The sequence below is a fragment of the Janthinobacterium sp. BJB401 genome, from assembly GCF_013372745.1.
GTDB classification, from domain to species: Bacteria; Pseudomonadota; Gammaproteobacteria; order Burkholderiales; family Burkholderiaceae_D; genus Janthinobacterium; species Janthinobacterium rivuli.
In genome coordinates, this window is the sequence record NZ_JABXFH010000016.1 from 18,716 (window position 1) to 32,878 (window position 14,163).

Here is a 14,163-nt window from a genome sequence, read left to right on the forward strand (position 1 = left end):
CATGATAGCCGTGCGCGCGCGAACGCGCTGGCGGCGTCAAAAACTCAGTAGACGTCGCGCCGGTAGCGTCCTTCGGCTGCCAGCGCGTCGAGCGCGGGCCGCCCCAGGATTTCCTGCAGGGCCTGGTCGACGCCGCCCGCCATGCCGGCCAGGCTGCCGCAAATATAGATGGCCGCGCCCTGTTCCAGCCACAGTTTCACCTCGTCGGCATTGCCGCGCAGGCGGTCCTGCACGTAGGTCCGCTCGGCCTGGTCGCGTGAAAACGCCAGGTCCAGGCGCGGCAAGTCGCCGCTGGCGTGCCAGCCCTCAATTTCTTCGCGATAATGGAAATCGTGGGCCGCATTGCGCTCGCCAAAGATCAGCCAGTTGCGCCGCTGTCCTGCCAGCACACGGCTTTTCAAATGCCCGCGCAAGCCGGCGATGCCGCTGCCGTTGCCGATCAAAATCAATGGCCGCTGGGCATTGTCTTCCAGGCGGAAGCGTTTGTGCCGCCGCAAGCGCAGCTGCACCACGTCGCCCACCTTGGCTTGCGCCGTCAGCCAGCCAGAGGCCAGGCCCAGACTGCCATCGGGATGCGCATGCTGGCGTACCAGCAAGTGCACGCCGCCATCGCGCGGGATCGAGGCGATCGAATATTCGCGCGGCTGCGACGGGTCGGCAGGCGCCGTCACCTGCACCAGGTCGCCCGACTGCCAGTCAGGCAAAGCACCCGCTACGGGCGCCAGTTCCACGTGATAAATGGCGCCGCCGGCGCTGCCAGGGTTGAGGTGGCGCCGCTGCCTCAAACGCCAGTCGCCAAAGGCGGGCGCGCTCCAGTCCGGCGCATCGCTGGTGCCGGCCAGGTGGCTCAGGTGCTGGAACCATTGCTCGATGGCCACGCTGGCGCTGCGGTCGACTTCGATGCGCTGGAACAGGCGCGACGCGCCCTGCCCCGCCAGCCAGGCGTCGAGCGCGCGGCCGAAGCCGCAGAACTGGCCATAGCTGCGGTCGCCCAGGGCCAGCACGGCGTAATGCAATTGCGGTAGCGCCAGCTCGCCCGTCATCAGGCGGCCCATGAAGGCGGCCGCATTGTCGGGCGCGTCGCCTTCGCCATACGTGCTGACCAGGAACAAGGCCCGTTCCGCTTGTTGCAGATCAATCGCCGTGAGTTCGGCCAGCGCGCACAGGCGCACGGGAATGCCGGCCAGTTGCAGGCTCTGTGCCGTTTGCGTGGCCAGTTCCTCGGCATTGCCCGTCTGGCTCGCATACGCCACCAGCCAGGCGGGACTGTTGGCGAGGGCAGCCTTGGCGGCCTCGGACGCGCGGCGCTTGGCGCGCGCGCGCAGCCAAGGCGCCAGGCACACGCCCGCATAACTGAGGGACAGGGCGGCCAGCAAGGCCAGCCGTGTCGTATCGTGCGTAAAAATCATGGATTAATCGTTCATTCGTCGAGCATGGCCAGCATGTGGCTGCTCAGCGTTTCGTGGTAGCCGTCGCCGTCGCGCTGCACGAAGCGCGCGGCCAGGCCCTGCTCTTCGGCCAGCGCCATGCCGGCCTCGACACCCAGCACGGTCAGGGCCGTCGACCAGGCGTCGGCCGCCATGCACTGCTCGTGCACGACGGTGACGGAAGCGAGTTGATTGGCGATCGGCATGCCGCTGCGCGGATCGATGGTGTGTGAGAAACGCACGGTGCCATCCTGGAAGAAACGCCGGTAGTCGCCCGAGGTGGCCACGGAGAGGCCGTGCAGCGCCAGCAACATTTCCGGCGGATGCTGCGCATGATCGGCACCATCGGCGCCATCGACCTGTTCCAGCATCACCCACCACGGCTGGCCGTCGGGCTTGCTGCCGGTGCCGCGCAGCTCGCCGCCCACTTCGACCAGGTAATGATGGATGCCCTGGCTCTCCAGGTAGCGGGCCAGGCGGTCCACGCCATAGCCCTTGGCGATGGCGGACAAATCGAGCTGCAAGCCGCCTGGCTGGCGCGCGCGGCGGGCCGGCAAGTCCAGTTCCAGGCGGCGGCGCTGGCGCTGCGCCAGCAGCAAGGCCACGCTATCGTCTTTCGGCGGCAGAAAACCGGGCTCATCGTAACGGTGGCGGGGGCCGAAGCCCCACAGGTTGACGAGTGCGCCAGCGCACGGGTCGTACGCGCCGCCGGACGCTTGCGACACGTGCATGGCAAAACCCAGCACCTCGCAAAAGGCGGCGGGCAGGCTGTGCCAGCTGCCCGCCTCGGCCCGGTTGAAGCGGCCCAGGTCGGACTCGTCGCTCCAGTGGCTCATTTGCGCCACGACCAGGTCCAGCTGCTGCTGCAAGCCCTGCTGCAAGTCGGCGCTGCCCGCACGTCCCGGCATGGCGGATTCGAGCAGGCGCACCGACCAGCTGGTGCCCATGGTCAGGCCGCGCAAGTCCCGGATCGCGGCGCCGGGCGGCGCGACCTGATCGGAAATATGCTGCGGCAGCAGGACCCGGCGCATCGGCGCTTTCGTGACGATGCCGCCGCTTACTGCGGCAGCACTTCCACGGTGGCCGCGTACGTCATGCGGCGCTCGGGCATGGCGGGCGGCTGGCCGGCCACGGCCGGGGCGGCCGCTGGCCAGGTGCTGCTCAGGTAATACATGCCGGCCGCTGGCACCGTAAACGTGATCTCGCCCTTGGCATCCGTGCTCTGGCGGATTTCACCGAGCACGCCACGGTAGCGCACGCCACCTGGCACCAGGCTGAACGCCTGGTTCGCCGCCGGCTTGCCATCGATCAGGAAGCGCCACGTGGCTTTCTCGCCCGCGCGCAAGTCGTTCGGGTGCGTCACTGGCACGAATTCCAGGCCCACACCGGTCGGTTTGAACACTTCCGTGCTGGTTTCGCCATTGCTGAAGAAAGTTTCCAGGCGCGCTGCCGTGCGCGTGATTTTCAACTCTTGCGCATCGGCCGGCACTTCCTTCTTGAAGGTCTCTTCGTTGCCGCGGAAACGCTTCTGCTCGCCGTTGAGCTTGTAGCTGCCCATCACGTTTTGCGACACGATGGCCGCCTTGTACGTGCCCGGCTTTTCCATTTTGACGTCGAAGACGCTGCGCAAACGGCCCGTGACCGTGTTCGCCGGCGTGACTTTGGCGCCGTCCGGACCGATGACTTGCAGCGCGTCCAGGCGCAGCGGCTGGTGGTCGATCTCGAACAGGCCGTCGGAGACGGCCGCGTCCACCGTCACCCAGGCGTCCTTGCTTTCCACCATCGTGCTCGATGGCACCATCCAGCCGCGGTGGGCGTGGGCGTTCATGGCCAGGCCGGCCAGGGCCAGGGCGATCAGGGATTTGTTGAATTGCTTGAACATGGTGTGCGCCTTAGGGTTTGAGTTGGACGACGACATTGCCGAGTTCTTCCTTGCCTTTGACAGGCACGGACTGGGCCGACTTCAGCGGCCACTGGAACGGCACGCGCACCAGTTCGCGTCCACCCGCTTCGCGCGCCGCTTCCACCACCACCTGGTATTCGCCGGCCGGCAGCTTGTCGAGCAAGGCCTTGGCGCCTGGGAACGTCAGGGTGTGTTCGCCCGGCGCACGCGTGGCGCCGCTGACGCCGTCAACCGGCATGGCCAGATCGCGGCCGCTCTTGCGCCACCATTGACGCATGTCCTTCAGCCACTTCTCGCCCGCCTTGTCTTTCTTTTTCACGTCATACAGCACCGTCAGGTTGCCGACGACCTTCTGGTCCGCCGTTTCCAGCCACGCCGCCACGTAGGGACGGTGGTATTCCGCTACGTTCAGTTGCGGGATTTCAATCTTGAGGGCCAGGTCGGCCGCCATCGCCGACGTACCGATCAGGGGAAGGCCAAGCGCCAGGGAGTAGCGTAATTTCATGGTGTGCCTGTAAAAAGGAAAAATAAAAACGATCAATGGATAAACAACAAGGCGATCGCGCAAGGTATCAAGATACCGAGGCCAACCATCGGCCAGGTAAATGGCCGGTTGACCGCGTGGAATTTCAAAATCAACAAACCCGTCAGGCAAAACACGATGCAGGCGCCGGCAAAAATGTCGATGAACCAGCTCCAGGCCACGCCCGTGTTACGGCCCTTGTGGACATCGTTGAGCCAGGACACCCAACCCCGGTCCGTCAATTCATATTCGGCGGCCCCGTCTTCCAGGCCGATGCGCACCCAGGCGTCGCCGCCCGCCTTGGGCAGCGGTAAATACACTTCGTCGATCGACCATTCGGCGGGACGGCCGCCCGCGTTGAGCGACCACTGCTGCTTGAGCCAGGCTTCGGCGGCGGCCGGCATCGGTGCGTTGGCGCCATCGTGCTTGGTGGCATAGGCGGCCAGTTGCGTGACGAGGGGTGCCGGCAATTCTGCCTTCTGCCGCGTGATGGACGGCTTGGCTTCGATCTGGCCGGCGTGGTTCAGGGTGATGCCGGTAATGGCGAACAGAAACATGCCCAGCAGGCAGAGCGCCGAGCTGATCCAGTGCCATTGATGCAAATTCTTCAGCCAGACGGCGCGGCTGGCGTTGTTCTTGGCCTTGTCTGCGGCGCCCGCATTACCCATCGAGCGCTCCCGGCAAGGAGCGGGCCAGGTGGCGCGACAAGTCAGTGTGCTTCATTCCCATCCTTCAATCAAAGTGCATGCTGATATTTTCAAACAAATGATAATGATTATCATTTATTAAGTCAATACATGGGGCGCCCCGCCGGGCCAGCGTTTTGTAACAGCTTTGAAACAAAGCTGGCCTGCTACGTAAGCTGCCGTACAGAGCCGCGCGCCGCGCCCGCCTATGCTGTTGTTCAGGACAATCAAACAGGAGCAAGCACATGCAACAGTATTCCAGCGAACAACTGGCCAGCATCGCGGCCAAGATCAAGGACGTCAAATTCGGCATGCTGACCACCAGCGACGACATGCGCACGCTCACCAGCCGGCCGCTGACGCAGCAGCAGGTCGATAGCGAAGGGCACATCTGGTTCTTTGTCTCGGACGAGGCCGCCTACACGCGCGACTTGCTGAACAATCCGCAAGTCAATGTCAGCTTCGTCGACACGGGCGACAGCCTGTATGTCTCCGTCTGCGGCCACGCGCAATTGCTGAAGGACCGCGCCAAGGCGGAGGAGTTGTGGAGCCCGCTGGTGAAAGCCTGGTTCCCGGGCGGACTCGACGATCCGAAGCTGTCGCTGATCAAAGTGACGATACAGTCGGCCGAATACTGGGATAGCAGCGCCAGCAAGATGATGCAATTCTATGAGATGGCCAAGGCCGCCATCACGGGCGAGCCGCCGAAGGACCTGGGCGAACACGGCCGGGTCGATCTGTAGCCTAGCCTTCGTGATTGACCCGCGCGCACGCAGGCATGGCCAGCCGGCGTGCGCGAACACGCTTTGCGGCTGGCCCTGTGGGGATGATCAAACAGTCAGGAAGGAAAGTTCAGACGCCCGTACTGCCCGTGGTGTCCGGCGCATCGTCGGCGCTCTGCCGGCTCTGTCCGGCGACGCCGGACTGGTGATGGGGCAAGCGGTCGGCGCGCCGTACTTCGCCGATGGAAAACAGATCGTCGCCGATATCGAGGCCTTGCTCGCTATCGACCAGCACAAAGTTTTCGGCCGAATCGGCCGTGCTTTGCTTGCTGCCCGCCGTGGATGGCGTGCCGCCCTGGCTATTGCCCGCGTGCGGCGTATTCGAGTTGCCCATTATCTTCTCCCTGATCGTGAGTGAGTACCTGAGTGCAAGTTGACTGCAAGTTGACTGCGAGGTGATGGCACGGTGATTGCACCTTGCCAGCCCAGCTCATTCATCATAGTCCATGGCTGCTGCATTGCATCAAAATTGTGCGGCAAGCGGACAGATGCGACATGACCAGCGGCGCACCTGCCTGCCGCTGGTCATGCTCACTTGCTACTGCTTGCTACTGCTTGCTACTGCTCGTGACTACTTGTTACCGCTTCTTACTGCTTGTTGCGCGACCCCGAACTGGATCCCGAACCACCGCTTTGCTTGTTGCCACTGTCGCGGTTGCCATCCTGGTTCATGCTGGCATTGTCGCGCGTCCCGCTGGAACTGGAAGCGCTTTGCCGGTTGGCATCGTTCTTGTGGCTTTGGCTGCCTGCACGGCGTGCCTCTTCCGACGTGAATTCATGCGCCGTGCCTTTTTCATGCGCGGCACGTCCGCCTTCGCTGGCGATTTCACGCTGCTGGGCGGGATCCATGGAAGCGAAACCCCGTTTGCTGGTATCGCTTTGCTTGTTGCCGCCGCTGCCGCTACTGGTTTTATTACCTTGCTGTTTATTGTCGCTCGATGTGGCCATGATGATCTCCTTGATCGATGGAATCAGAAACAATGCAAAAAACAATGCAAACCATGCAATTCTTCCCCCTCGCATGGCAAGGGAACCGTCATCTTAGTGCGCACATGGGGCACAAGAAATAGGAGGATGGCAAGAGCGCATGTAGGATGAGTCCCGCCTACGGTAGCGTAGTTACTTTTAGTTTTCCACCAAAAGTACCAGACACTCAGCAGTTAGCGGGTAGTGCGAAAATCGCCGCGTCGGCCGTCACGTAGACACGTTCGCCAGCGGCTGGCAGCACCGCATGGCCGCCCGTAAATGCGCCAAACGAGGGCAAGATGACGCGCTGCTGGCCCAGCAGGAAACACGGCAGGCGTAAGCCGCCTCTTTCAGCGCGCAAGTGAAACACGGGATGCACGTGGCCGGCCAGCACATAGCCGGGCGCGGCGGTGTCCGGGTGATGGCAGAACGACAGCTTGCCCACCTGGTGCGGTTCATCGACCATGCAGATCCCCAGCGCGGCGGCCGGGTCGCCCGCATGCGCATCGTGGTTGCCGCGCACCACCGTCAGGCGCACGTCCGGATGGCGCGCGCGCCAGGCCAGCATGGCGGCCACGGTGGTGGGCGCATGCGCGGCGCGCGCATGCAAAAAGTCGCCGAGAAAGACGATTTCCTCGCAAGCGTAACTGGCCAGCAAGGCGTCGAGCGCCAGCAGGTTTTGCGTGGTGGTGCCGCGCGGCACGGGCACGCCCAGCGCGCGAAACGCAGCCGCCTTGCCGAAATGGATGTCGGCGATGACCAGCATCTTGCGCGCCGGCCAGTACACGGCCTTGTGCGCCAGCAGCCATAGAATCTCGCCGGCCAGTTCCACCACGCAGTGCGCCTGCCGCGACTCACTCATGCGGCCGCCTTTTCCAGCGCGCTGACCAGCCGCGCCACCCGGTCCGACAGTTTTTCCGTCGTCAGCTGTTCGCGGAAGCGCTCGACCATCAGGCCGAAGGCAAAGGGCGAGGCCCGCTCCAGCGGCTGCAGGGAAATGCGCCGTCCATGCAGCTCGCGCAAGGTGGCGCGCAGGCGCGTCAATTCCAGTTCCTGTTCCAGCACTTCGCGCTGCGCCTGCGTGAGCAGCAAGTTGGCCGCATCGTGCTTGCGGAACACTTCAAAAAACAGCGAGGACGAGGCCTGCAGCTGGCGCGCGCTTTTCGGCTGGCCTGGATAGCCCTGGAACACCAATCCCGCGATGCGGGCGATTTCGCGGAAGCGCCGCTGCGACAATTCCGTCGCGTTCAGGCTGGCCAGCACGTCCTCGAGCAGATTGTCCGTGCTGAACAGGGCAAGATCGGCGCCGCTGGCGCCCCTCAACAGGGGCGCAAAATCGATCTCGTCCGCGCCCAGCAATTCAAAGCCGTAATCGTTGACGGCGATCGACAAGGTCGCCGGCTGCACGCGCGCGATGCGGTAGGCCAGCAAGGACGCCAGGCCCAGGTGCACGGAGCGGCCCGCAAACGGATACATGAACAGGTGGTGGCCTTCGCGGCTGGACAAGGTTTCCAGCAATAAGGTCGCGCGCGTGGGCAGGCTCGACCATGCCTGCTGGATGGCCAGCAGCGGCGCCAGCGCGCGCATTTCCGGCCCGCTGGCACGGCCTTCCTGCGCCAGTTGCAACTGGTCGAGCACGGCATGCGCGAGTTCCGACGACAGCGGCATCTTGCCACCCTGCCAGCGCGGCACGGCGCCGCGGCTGCCTGTGGCGCGCCGCACGTAGGCCGTCATTTCGTGCACGCGCACGAATTCCAGGATGCGCCCGCCAAACAGAAAATGGTCGCCCGACTTCAGGCGCGCGATGAACGATTCCTCGATGCTGCCGATGCGGCCGCCACCGAGGAACTTGACCTGGATCGCCGCCTCCGACACGATGGTGCCGATGCTCATGCGGTGGCGCCGCGCCAGCGCCACGTCCGGCACGCGGTACACGCCCTCCTCATCGGGCAGCACCCTCCGGTATTCCGGATACACGGTGAGGCTTTGCCCGCCGCGCGCGACGAAATCGAGCGCCCATTGCCACTCGTCCAGGGTCAGGTCCCGGTACGACCAGGCGGCGCGCACTTCCGCGTACAACTCGGGCGACGCAAAACCACCACCCAGCGCGATCGTCACCAGGTGCTGCACCAGCACGTCGAGCGGCTTGTCCGGCACGGGCCGCGCTTCCAGGTGGCCTTGCGCCAGGGCGGCCCGGGCAGCAGCCGCTTCCAGCAATTCCAGGCTGTTGGTGGGCACCAGGGTGACGCGCGAAATGCGCCCCGGCGCATGGCCGCTGCGCCCGGCCCGCTGCACCAGGCGCGCGATGCCTTTCGCGCTGCCCACTTGCAGCACGCGCTCGACGGGCAGGAAATCGACGCCCAGGTCCAGGCTGGACGTGCACACGACGGCTTTCAGTTCGCCCGTTTTCAGGTGCTGCTCGACCCACTCGCGCACTTCGCGGTCCAGCGAACCGTGGTGCAGGGCGATCAAGCCGGCCCAGTCGGGCCGCGCATCGAGCAGGTGCTGGTACCACAGCTCGGCCTGCGAACGCGTGTTGGTAAACACGAGGGTGGTGGCGCTGCCTTCGATCTCGGCGATCAGCGGTTGCAGCATCTGAATGCCCAGGTGGCCGCCCCAGGGAAAGCGCGTGGGGTTGGTGGGAATCAGGCTGTCGACGAGGATGCGTTTTTTAATTTTCCCTTCCACCAGCACGCCGGCGTTTTCCTCGCCCAGCAAGACGTCCTGCGCCTGCCGCAAATTGCCCAGGGTGGCAGACAGGCCCCACGTCATCAACGTATCATTCCAGCGGCGCAAGCGGACCAGCGCCAGCTGCACCTGCACACCGCGCTTGCTTCCCATCAATTCATGCCACTCGTCGACGATCACGGTTTCCAGCAAACTAAAACGTTCGCGGGCATCCGCCTGGCTCAGCATCAATGACAGGCTTTCCGGCGTCGTGACGAGCACCTCGGGCCAGGCCTTCGCCTGCCGTGCGCGCTGCGCGGCGCTCGTGTCGCCCGTGCGCGCCTCGATGCGCCAGCCGGGTGCCAGCTCCGCGCCAGACGCTTGCAAGGCGCGCACGGTGTCGGCCGCCAGCGCCCGCATGGGCGTGATCCACAGCACGCGCAAGCCCTGTTTTTTACCTTTGCGCGCCAGCCGCTCGGCGCGCAGCAAGGCGCCGAACCAGACGGCATAGGTCTTGCCCGAGCCCGTGCTCGCATGCAGCAGACCGGACTGGCCCTGTGCAGCCGCACGCCAGACGGCGCGCTGGAACGGGAATATGGACCAGCCGCGCATGCCGAACCAGGCATCGATGCGCTGCGCCAGCGCGCTGTTGCTCATCGCTTGCTCATGTGGTCTGGGCCAGCATGGCCTTCAAGGTGGCCAGGGTATCCGCGTCGGCGATGGCCTTGTCTTCGCGCCGGCGCAGGATGCGGGGAAAGCGCACGGCGATGCCCGCCTTGTGCCGGCTGGACGCGGCGATGCCTTCGAAGCCGATCTCGAACACCATCGTCGGCTTGACGCTGCGCACGGGGCCGAATTTTTCTATCGTCGTCTTGCGGATGGCGGCATCGACTTGCCCGATTTCCGCATCCGTCAAACCGGAATACGCCTTGGCGAACGGCACCAGCTTACGTTCCCCTTCCTCAACGTCATCCCACACGGCAAACGTGTAATCCGTGTACAGCGACGCGCGCCGGCCGTGGCCCGCCTGGGCGTAGATCAGCACGGCGTCGACGGCATACGGGTCGATCTTCCACTTCCACCAGGTGCCCACATCTTTCGTGCGGCCCACGCCATACGCGGCCGACACGGCCTTGAGCATCAAGCCTTCCACCCCGCGCGCCCGCGATTCGCTGCGGATGGCCGCCAGCGCTTCCCAGCTTGCCGCCGCTATGCGCGGCGACAAACGCAGCGCGGGAGAGTTCACGCCGGCCACGACGCTTTCCAGCAGCGCGCGGCGCTCGAGCTGGGGCAGCTGGCGCACGTCCACGCCATCGAGTTCCAGCACATCGTAGGCCACGAGGACGGCCGGCAACTCGGCCAGCAGCTTGGACGAGACGCTCTTGCGGCCCATGCGCTGTTGCAAATCAGCAAATGGCGCCGGCACGTCGCCCGGCTGCCAGATGAGGATTTCGCCATCAAGTACGGTGCCTTCGGGCAAGGCCAGCTGCGCCAGTTCGGGAAAGCGCTCCGTGATCAATTCCTCGCCGCGCGACCACAGCCAGTTCACGCCCTCGCGGCGCAGCAGCTGGGCGCGCATGCCGTCGTATTTCCATTCGACCAGCCAGTCGCCGATGTTGCCGAGACTCTGCGGCTCCGCCTGCAAGGGATGGGCGAGGAAGAACGGATACGGCTGGCCGCCGCGCAGCGCATGTTCGCCATCGGACTGCGCGGCGATCAGTTTGAGAAAACCCGCGCCCGTGGGGCTGACCTTGCCATCAGTCCAGCCCATCAGGCGCTGGGCGATCAGCTTGCTGTCGACGGCGGCAATGGAGGCCAGCGCGCGCGTCACCAGCAGTTTGGAGACGCCCACGCGAAAGCCGCCGCCGATCAGTTTGATCAACAAAAAACGTTCGCGCGTTTCCAGCTCGTCCCAGTAGGCCAGCAAGTCGGCGCGGATGGTGTCGGGCGGCGCGCCGCGCAACGACGCGATGCGCTGCTCGACCCACTCGGCCAGGCCGATGTCGCTGCGTTTGGTGGGCGCGGGCAGGATCAGGGCGATGGTTTCGGCCAGGTCGCCCACGGCGTGATAGGCCTCGTCGAACAGCCAGGCGTCAAGGCCAGCCCGCTCGGTCGCATACTCGCGCAGCAACTTGGTGGGCACGGCCTGGCGCGGCTTGCCGCCGGCCAGGAAGTACACGGCCCAGGCCGCATTCTCGGGCGAGGCGCCGCGAAAATAGGCTTGCAGGGCCGCCAGCTTGCGGCTGGTGGAGGTCGTCTCGTCGAGTTCCGCGTACAGCCGGGCAAAGTCACGCATGGGGCGCTGCCTCCTGTTGTGCCACTACGCCGTCTTCCGCCTCGTCGTCGCCATATTCCGTCTCAAAGCCGCCCGCCTGCCAGCCGTTCTGCTGCAGCCAGCGCACCATCACGGGAATCGCGCCATGCGTGACGATGATGCGTTCAGCCCGCGTGGCCGTGATCGCTTGCATCAGGCCGGGCCAGTCGGCATGGTCGGACAGGACAAAACCCCGGTCCACGCCGCGCCGCCGGCGCGCGCCGCGCAGCAGCATCCAGCCGCTGGCGAACGCATCGCTGTAGTCGCCGAAGCGCTTCATCCATGGCGAACCGGCGGCCGACGGCGGCGCGATCACCATCGCCGTTTTCAAGGCCGCCTTGTCCGTCACGTCGCTCACCATGACGGTGGCGGGCAAGGCCACGCCCGATTCGCGGTACACCTGCGTCAAGGCCTGCGCCGCGCCATGACAGATGATGGGACCGATGGAAGAATCGAGCCCGGCCAGGATGCGCTGCGCCTTGCCGAAGGCATAGCAGAACAGCACACTGGTGCGCCCTTCGGCCGCATTCCTGCGCCACCACTGGTTGATGTCATCATTGATTTCCTGCGGCGCCTGCCAGCGGTAGATGGGCAGGCCGAAGGTCGATTCCGTAATAAAAGTATCGCAGCGCACGGGCTCGAACGGTGCGCAAGTGGGGTCGGGCTGCAGCTTGTAGTCGCCCGACGCCACCCACACTTCACCGCCCACTTCCATGCGCACCTGGGCCGAACCCAGCACGTGGCCGGCCGGATGCAGCGACACGCGCACGCCGTGATGGTCGATGGTCTCGCCATACGCGAGGCCCTGGATGGACACGGCGCCCAGACGCGCGCGCAGCACCTGCTCGCCGGGCGCGGCGCACAGGTAATGCCGGTGACCAACTCTCGCATGGTCGGCGTGCGCATGCGTGATGATGGCGCGCTCGACGGGGCGCCACGGGTCGATGTAGAACTGCCCCGGCACACAGTACAAGCCCTCCTTGCGTACCACCACCATGTCTGCCATGCCCTGCTCCCTGCCTTGAAAAAAGCGCGTTGGAATGGGCTGATTCTAGCGCTCTTGCGCCAAATCACTGTTCGGCAGCGCACCATGGCTTCACGCGGGAACGACGAACTCCGCCATGAAGGTACGCGTGGTGTTTTCCGGAAAGGCAATCGTGACCTGGTCGCCCGCCACGGACAGCACGGTGCCGATCTGGTAGCGCGGTACGCGCACGCGGCTGCCGACGGCGATCTGGGGCGCCGGCGCGGGCGGCGGCGCTTCAGCAGGCGCGGGAGGGAACTCGTCGAGGGAGATGGGCGCGGCCAGCGCGGGCGGCGACAGGCAATTGTCGCAGGTGCAGCAGCGCTCAAAATCGTCCGCATCGCCGGCATCGCCAAAGTAATCGAGCAGCAGTTTCCAGCGGCACAGGCCGCTTTGCGCATACGCCACCATTTGCTCGAGCGCCTGCTTGTCGCGCTCCTGCTTGTCGACGTAGACTTGCGCTAGCTGCGCATACGAAGGCGTGGCGGACGACGGCGCTGTCAAGCGGTAGCCCAGCTTGCGGTCCTGGCGCAGCAGCTTGCCGTCCTTTAACAATTTCAGGCAGACCTTCAAATGGCCGTCGGAAAACTCGGGCAGGCTGGACGCCAGCGCAGCGAACGCAAACGTGGCCGGTAATTCTTGCGCGGCCGCCACGATGGCCGCCAGTTCTTCCGCCGTGGGATAGTGCTTGGCCAGAAAGAATTGCTGCACCCGCTTGTCTTCCTGGAAATACAGCAAGGTGCAGTCGGCGGGCAAGCCGTCGCGTCCCGCCCGGCCCGATTCCTGGTAGTACGCTTCCAGGTTGGCCGGCACCTGCAAGTGGATGACGAAGCGCGTGTCGGGCTTGTCGATGCCCATGCCGAAGGCGTTGGTGGCGACCATGATGCGGCGTTCGCCATTCATGAACAAATCCTGGTTGTGCTTGCGCTCGCGCGCCGCCAGCTTGCCGTGGTAGCACGTGACGCTCTCGCCCAATTCGCCCAGCCGCGCCGCCAGATCCTCGACGGCCTTGACGGTGGCCGCATACACGATGCCCACGCCGGCCGTCTCGCGCAGCAGGCGCAAGACTTCGTCCTGTTTCTCTCCGGCATTCGTGACCTGGATCACGCGGTAGCGCAAATTGGCGCGGTAGATGCCCGTATTGATGACCTGCAGCTTGCGCGCTTCCAGCTGCGTGTCGATATCGTCGATCACTTCTGCGGTGGCCGTGGCCGTCAGTGCCAGCACGGGCGGACGGCCCAGCGCGCGCAGGGCAGCCGCGATTTCCAGGTAGGCGGGACGGAAGTCGTGGCCCCACTGGGAAATGCAATGGGCTTCATCGATGACGACCAGGATGGGCGGCGCACTGGCCAGCAGGGACAGAAAATCGGCGCTCGCCAGACGTTCCGGCGTGCAAAAGATGATGAGCCTGCCGCCCTGGCTGATGCGGGCGATGGCCTCGTCCTCTTCCGCGCGCGACAGGCTGCTGTTGAGCTGCACGGCCGTGATACCCAGTTCATGCAGCTTTTCCAGCTGGTCTTTCATCAGCGAAATCAGCGGCGACACGACCAAAGTGGCGCCCGGCAATAGCGCGGCGGGTAGCTGGTAGCACAGCGACTTGCCGCTGCCGGTGGGCATGATGGCCAGAGTGTCGCGCCCGGCCAGCACGCTGTCGATGACGTCTTGCTGGCCCGTGCGCAGCCGCGTCACGCCAAAGACCGTGCGCAGCAGACGCTGTATGTGCTTGCCGGACTTGCCGGATTGGTTCGCAGTAGCCTGCATGATTGCCATCCCAAAAGTAAAAGCGCCATGCCGGCGCCCTTGCGCCTGGCTGCAGTTACTTTACGGCCGGGCCTGGCGCGCCGCCATAGGACGGCTGCCACAGCCCGTGT

The 14,163-nt window shown here is 65.0% G+C and carries 13 protein-coding genes; 1 reads left to right on the forward strand and 12 read right to left on the reverse strand.

Features of this window, described 5'->3' with window-relative positions; all coding sequences use genetic code 11:
• Positions 1 to 44: 44 nt before the first annotated feature.
• Genes HWE17_RS12720 through HWE17_RS12740 form a run of 5 tightly spaced genes read right to left on the reverse strand, consistent with a single transcriptional unit; the run spans position 45 to position 4,521 of the window.
• Positions 45 to 1,409 carry a sulfite reductase subunit alpha gene (locus HWE17_RS12720; protein WP_035821069.1) on the reverse strand — a complete coding sequence of 455 codons (1,365 nt, stop codon included), beginning with the start codon at positions 1,407 to 1,409 and terminating at the stop codon, positions 45 to 47.
• A gap of 11 nt (positions 1,410 to 1,420) precedes the next feature.
• Positions 1,421 to 2,458, reverse strand: a complete 1,038-nt coding sequence (locus HWE17_RS12725) for an FAD:protein FMN transferase (RefSeq protein WP_176388982.1) — start codon at positions 2,456 to 2,458, stop codon at positions 1,421 to 1,423.
• A gap of 26 nt (positions 2,459 to 2,484) precedes the next feature.
• On the reverse strand, positions 2,485 to 3,309 hold the full coding sequence (locus HWE17_RS12730) for a DUF4198 domain-containing protein (protein WP_035821073.1): 825 nt from the start codon (positions 3,307 to 3,309) through the stop codon (positions 2,485 to 2,487).
• 10 nt (positions 3,310 to 3,319) lie between these two features.
• A complete protein-coding gene (locus HWE17_RS12735) occupies positions 3,320 to 3,835 on the reverse strand; it encodes a DUF2271 domain-containing protein (protein ID WP_176388983.1) in 516 nt (171 codons plus the stop codon).
• Between the two features lie 32 nt (positions 3,836 to 3,867).
• On the reverse strand, positions 3,868 to 4,521 hold the full coding sequence (locus tag HWE17_RS12740) for a PepSY-associated TM helix domain-containing protein (RefSeq protein WP_176388984.1): 654 nt from the start codon (positions 4,519 to 4,521) through the stop codon (positions 3,868 to 3,870).
• Between the two features lie 263 nt (positions 4,522 to 4,784).
• Between HWE17_RS12740 and HWE17_RS12745 the strand changes: the two genes are divergently transcribed.
• A complete protein-coding gene (locus HWE17_RS12745; RefSeq protein ID WP_035821078.1) occupies positions 4,785 to 5,282 on the forward strand; it encodes a pyridoxamine 5'-phosphate oxidase family protein in 498 nt (165 codons plus the stop codon).
• 109 nt (positions 5,283 to 5,391) lie between these two features.
• Here the strand turns inward: HWE17_RS12745 and HWE17_RS12750 are convergent, their stop codons facing one another.
• From HWE17_RS12750 to HWE17_RS12780, 7 genes are all read right to left on the reverse strand, one after another.
• Positions 5,392 to 5,655 carry a hypothetical protein gene (locus tag HWE17_RS12750; RefSeq protein WP_035821081.1) on the reverse strand — a complete coding sequence of 88 codons (264 nt, stop codon included), beginning with the start codon at positions 5,653 to 5,655 and terminating at the stop codon, positions 5,392 to 5,394.
• 254 nt (positions 5,656 to 5,909) lie between these two features.
• Positions 5,910 to 6,269 (reverse strand): KGG domain-containing protein, encoded by a 360-nt coding sequence (locus tag HWE17_RS12755; RefSeq protein WP_176388985.1) that lies wholly within the window; start codon positions 6,267 to 6,269, stop codon positions 5,910 to 5,912.
• A gap of 205 nt (positions 6,270 to 6,474) precedes the next feature.
• Positions 6,475 to 7,149, reverse strand: coding sequence for a ligase-associated DNA damage response endonuclease PdeM (gene pdeM, locus HWE17_RS12760; RefSeq protein WP_176388986.1), 675 nt, complete (start codon positions 7,147 to 7,149; stop codon positions 6,475 to 6,477).
• Positions 7,146 to 9,611 carry a ligase-associated DNA damage response DEXH box helicase gene (locus HWE17_RS12765; RefSeq protein WP_176388987.1) on the reverse strand — a complete coding sequence of 822 codons (2,466 nt, stop codon included), beginning with the start codon at positions 9,609 to 9,611 and terminating at the stop codon, positions 7,146 to 7,148. Before HWE17_RS12765 ends, pdeM begins: the two co-directional genes overlap by 4 nt.
• A gap of 7 nt (positions 9,612 to 9,618) precedes the next feature.
• Positions 9,619 to 11,250, reverse strand: coding sequence for an ATP-dependent DNA ligase (locus HWE17_RS12770; protein WP_099403637.1), 1,632 nt, complete (start codon positions 11,248 to 11,250; stop codon positions 9,619 to 9,621).
• Entirely contained in the window at positions 11,243 to 12,274 is a 1,032-nt protein-coding gene (locus tag HWE17_RS12775; RefSeq protein ID WP_176388988.1) for a ligase-associated DNA damage response exonuclease, read from the reverse strand. The genes HWE17_RS12770 and HWE17_RS12775 overlap by 8 nt, the downstream gene beginning before the upstream one ends.
• A gap of 90 nt (positions 12,275 to 12,364) precedes the next feature.
• The gene (locus tag HWE17_RS12780; RefSeq protein ID WP_176388989.1) at positions 12,365 to 14,053 is read right to left on the reverse strand and encodes an ATP-dependent DNA helicase RecQ; all 1,689 of its coding nucleotides are present in this window, start codon (positions 14,051 to 14,053) and stop codon (positions 12,365 to 12,367) included.
• Between the last annotated feature and the right edge of the window lie 110 nt (positions 14,054 to 14,163).

Excerpts from the sequence above, each read along its gene's own strand:
- HWE17_RS12720 (WP_035821069.1), bottom strand. The coding sequence starts at position 1,409 with ATGATTTTTACGCACGATACGACACGGCTGGCCTTGCTGGCCGCCCTG.
- HWE17_RS12725 (WP_176388982.1), bottom strand. The coding sequence starts at position 2,458 with ATGCGCCGGGTCCTGCTGCCGCAGCATATTTCCGATCAGGTCGCGCCG.
- HWE17_RS12730 (WP_035821073.1), bottom strand. The coding sequence starts at position 3,309 with ATGTTCAAGCAATTCAACAAATCCCTGATCGCCCTGGCCCTGGCCGGC.
- HWE17_RS12735 (WP_176388983.1), bottom strand. The coding sequence starts at position 3,835 with ATGAAATTACGCTACTCCCTGGCGCTTGGCCTTCCCCTGATCGGTACG.
- HWE17_RS12740 (WP_176388984.1), bottom strand. The coding sequence starts at position 4,521 with ATGGGTAATGCGGGCGCCGCAGACAAGGCCAAGAACAACGCCAGCCGC.
- HWE17_RS12745 (WP_035821078.1), top strand. The coding sequence starts at position 4,785 with ATGCAACAGTATTCCAGCGAACAACTGGCCAGCATCGCGGCCAAGATC.
- HWE17_RS12750 (WP_035821081.1), bottom strand. The coding sequence starts at position 5,655 with ATGGGCAACTCGAATACGCCGCACGCGGGCAATAGCCAGGGCGGCACG.
- HWE17_RS12755 (WP_176388985.1), bottom strand. The coding sequence starts at position 6,269 with ATGGCCACATCGAGCGACAATAAACAGCAAGGTAATAAAACCAGTAGC.
- pdeM (WP_176388986.1), bottom strand. The coding sequence starts at position 7,149 with ATGAGTGAGTCGCGGCAGGCGCACTGCGTGGTGGAACTGGCCGGCGAG.
- HWE17_RS12765 (WP_176388987.1), bottom strand. The coding sequence starts at position 9,611 with ATGAGCAACAGCGCGCTGGCGCAGCGCATCGATGCCTGGTTCGGCATG.
- HWE17_RS12770 (WP_099403637.1), bottom strand. The coding sequence starts at position 11,250 with ATGCGTGACTTTGCCCGGCTGTACGCGGAACTCGACGAGACGACCTCC.
- HWE17_RS12775 (WP_176388988.1), bottom strand. The coding sequence starts at position 12,274 with ATGGCAGACATGGTGGTGGTACGCAAGGAGGGCTTGTACTGTGTGCCG.
- HWE17_RS12780 (WP_176388989.1), bottom strand. The coding sequence starts at position 14,053 with ATGCAGGCTACTGCGAACCAATCCGGCAAGTCCGGCAAGCACATACAG.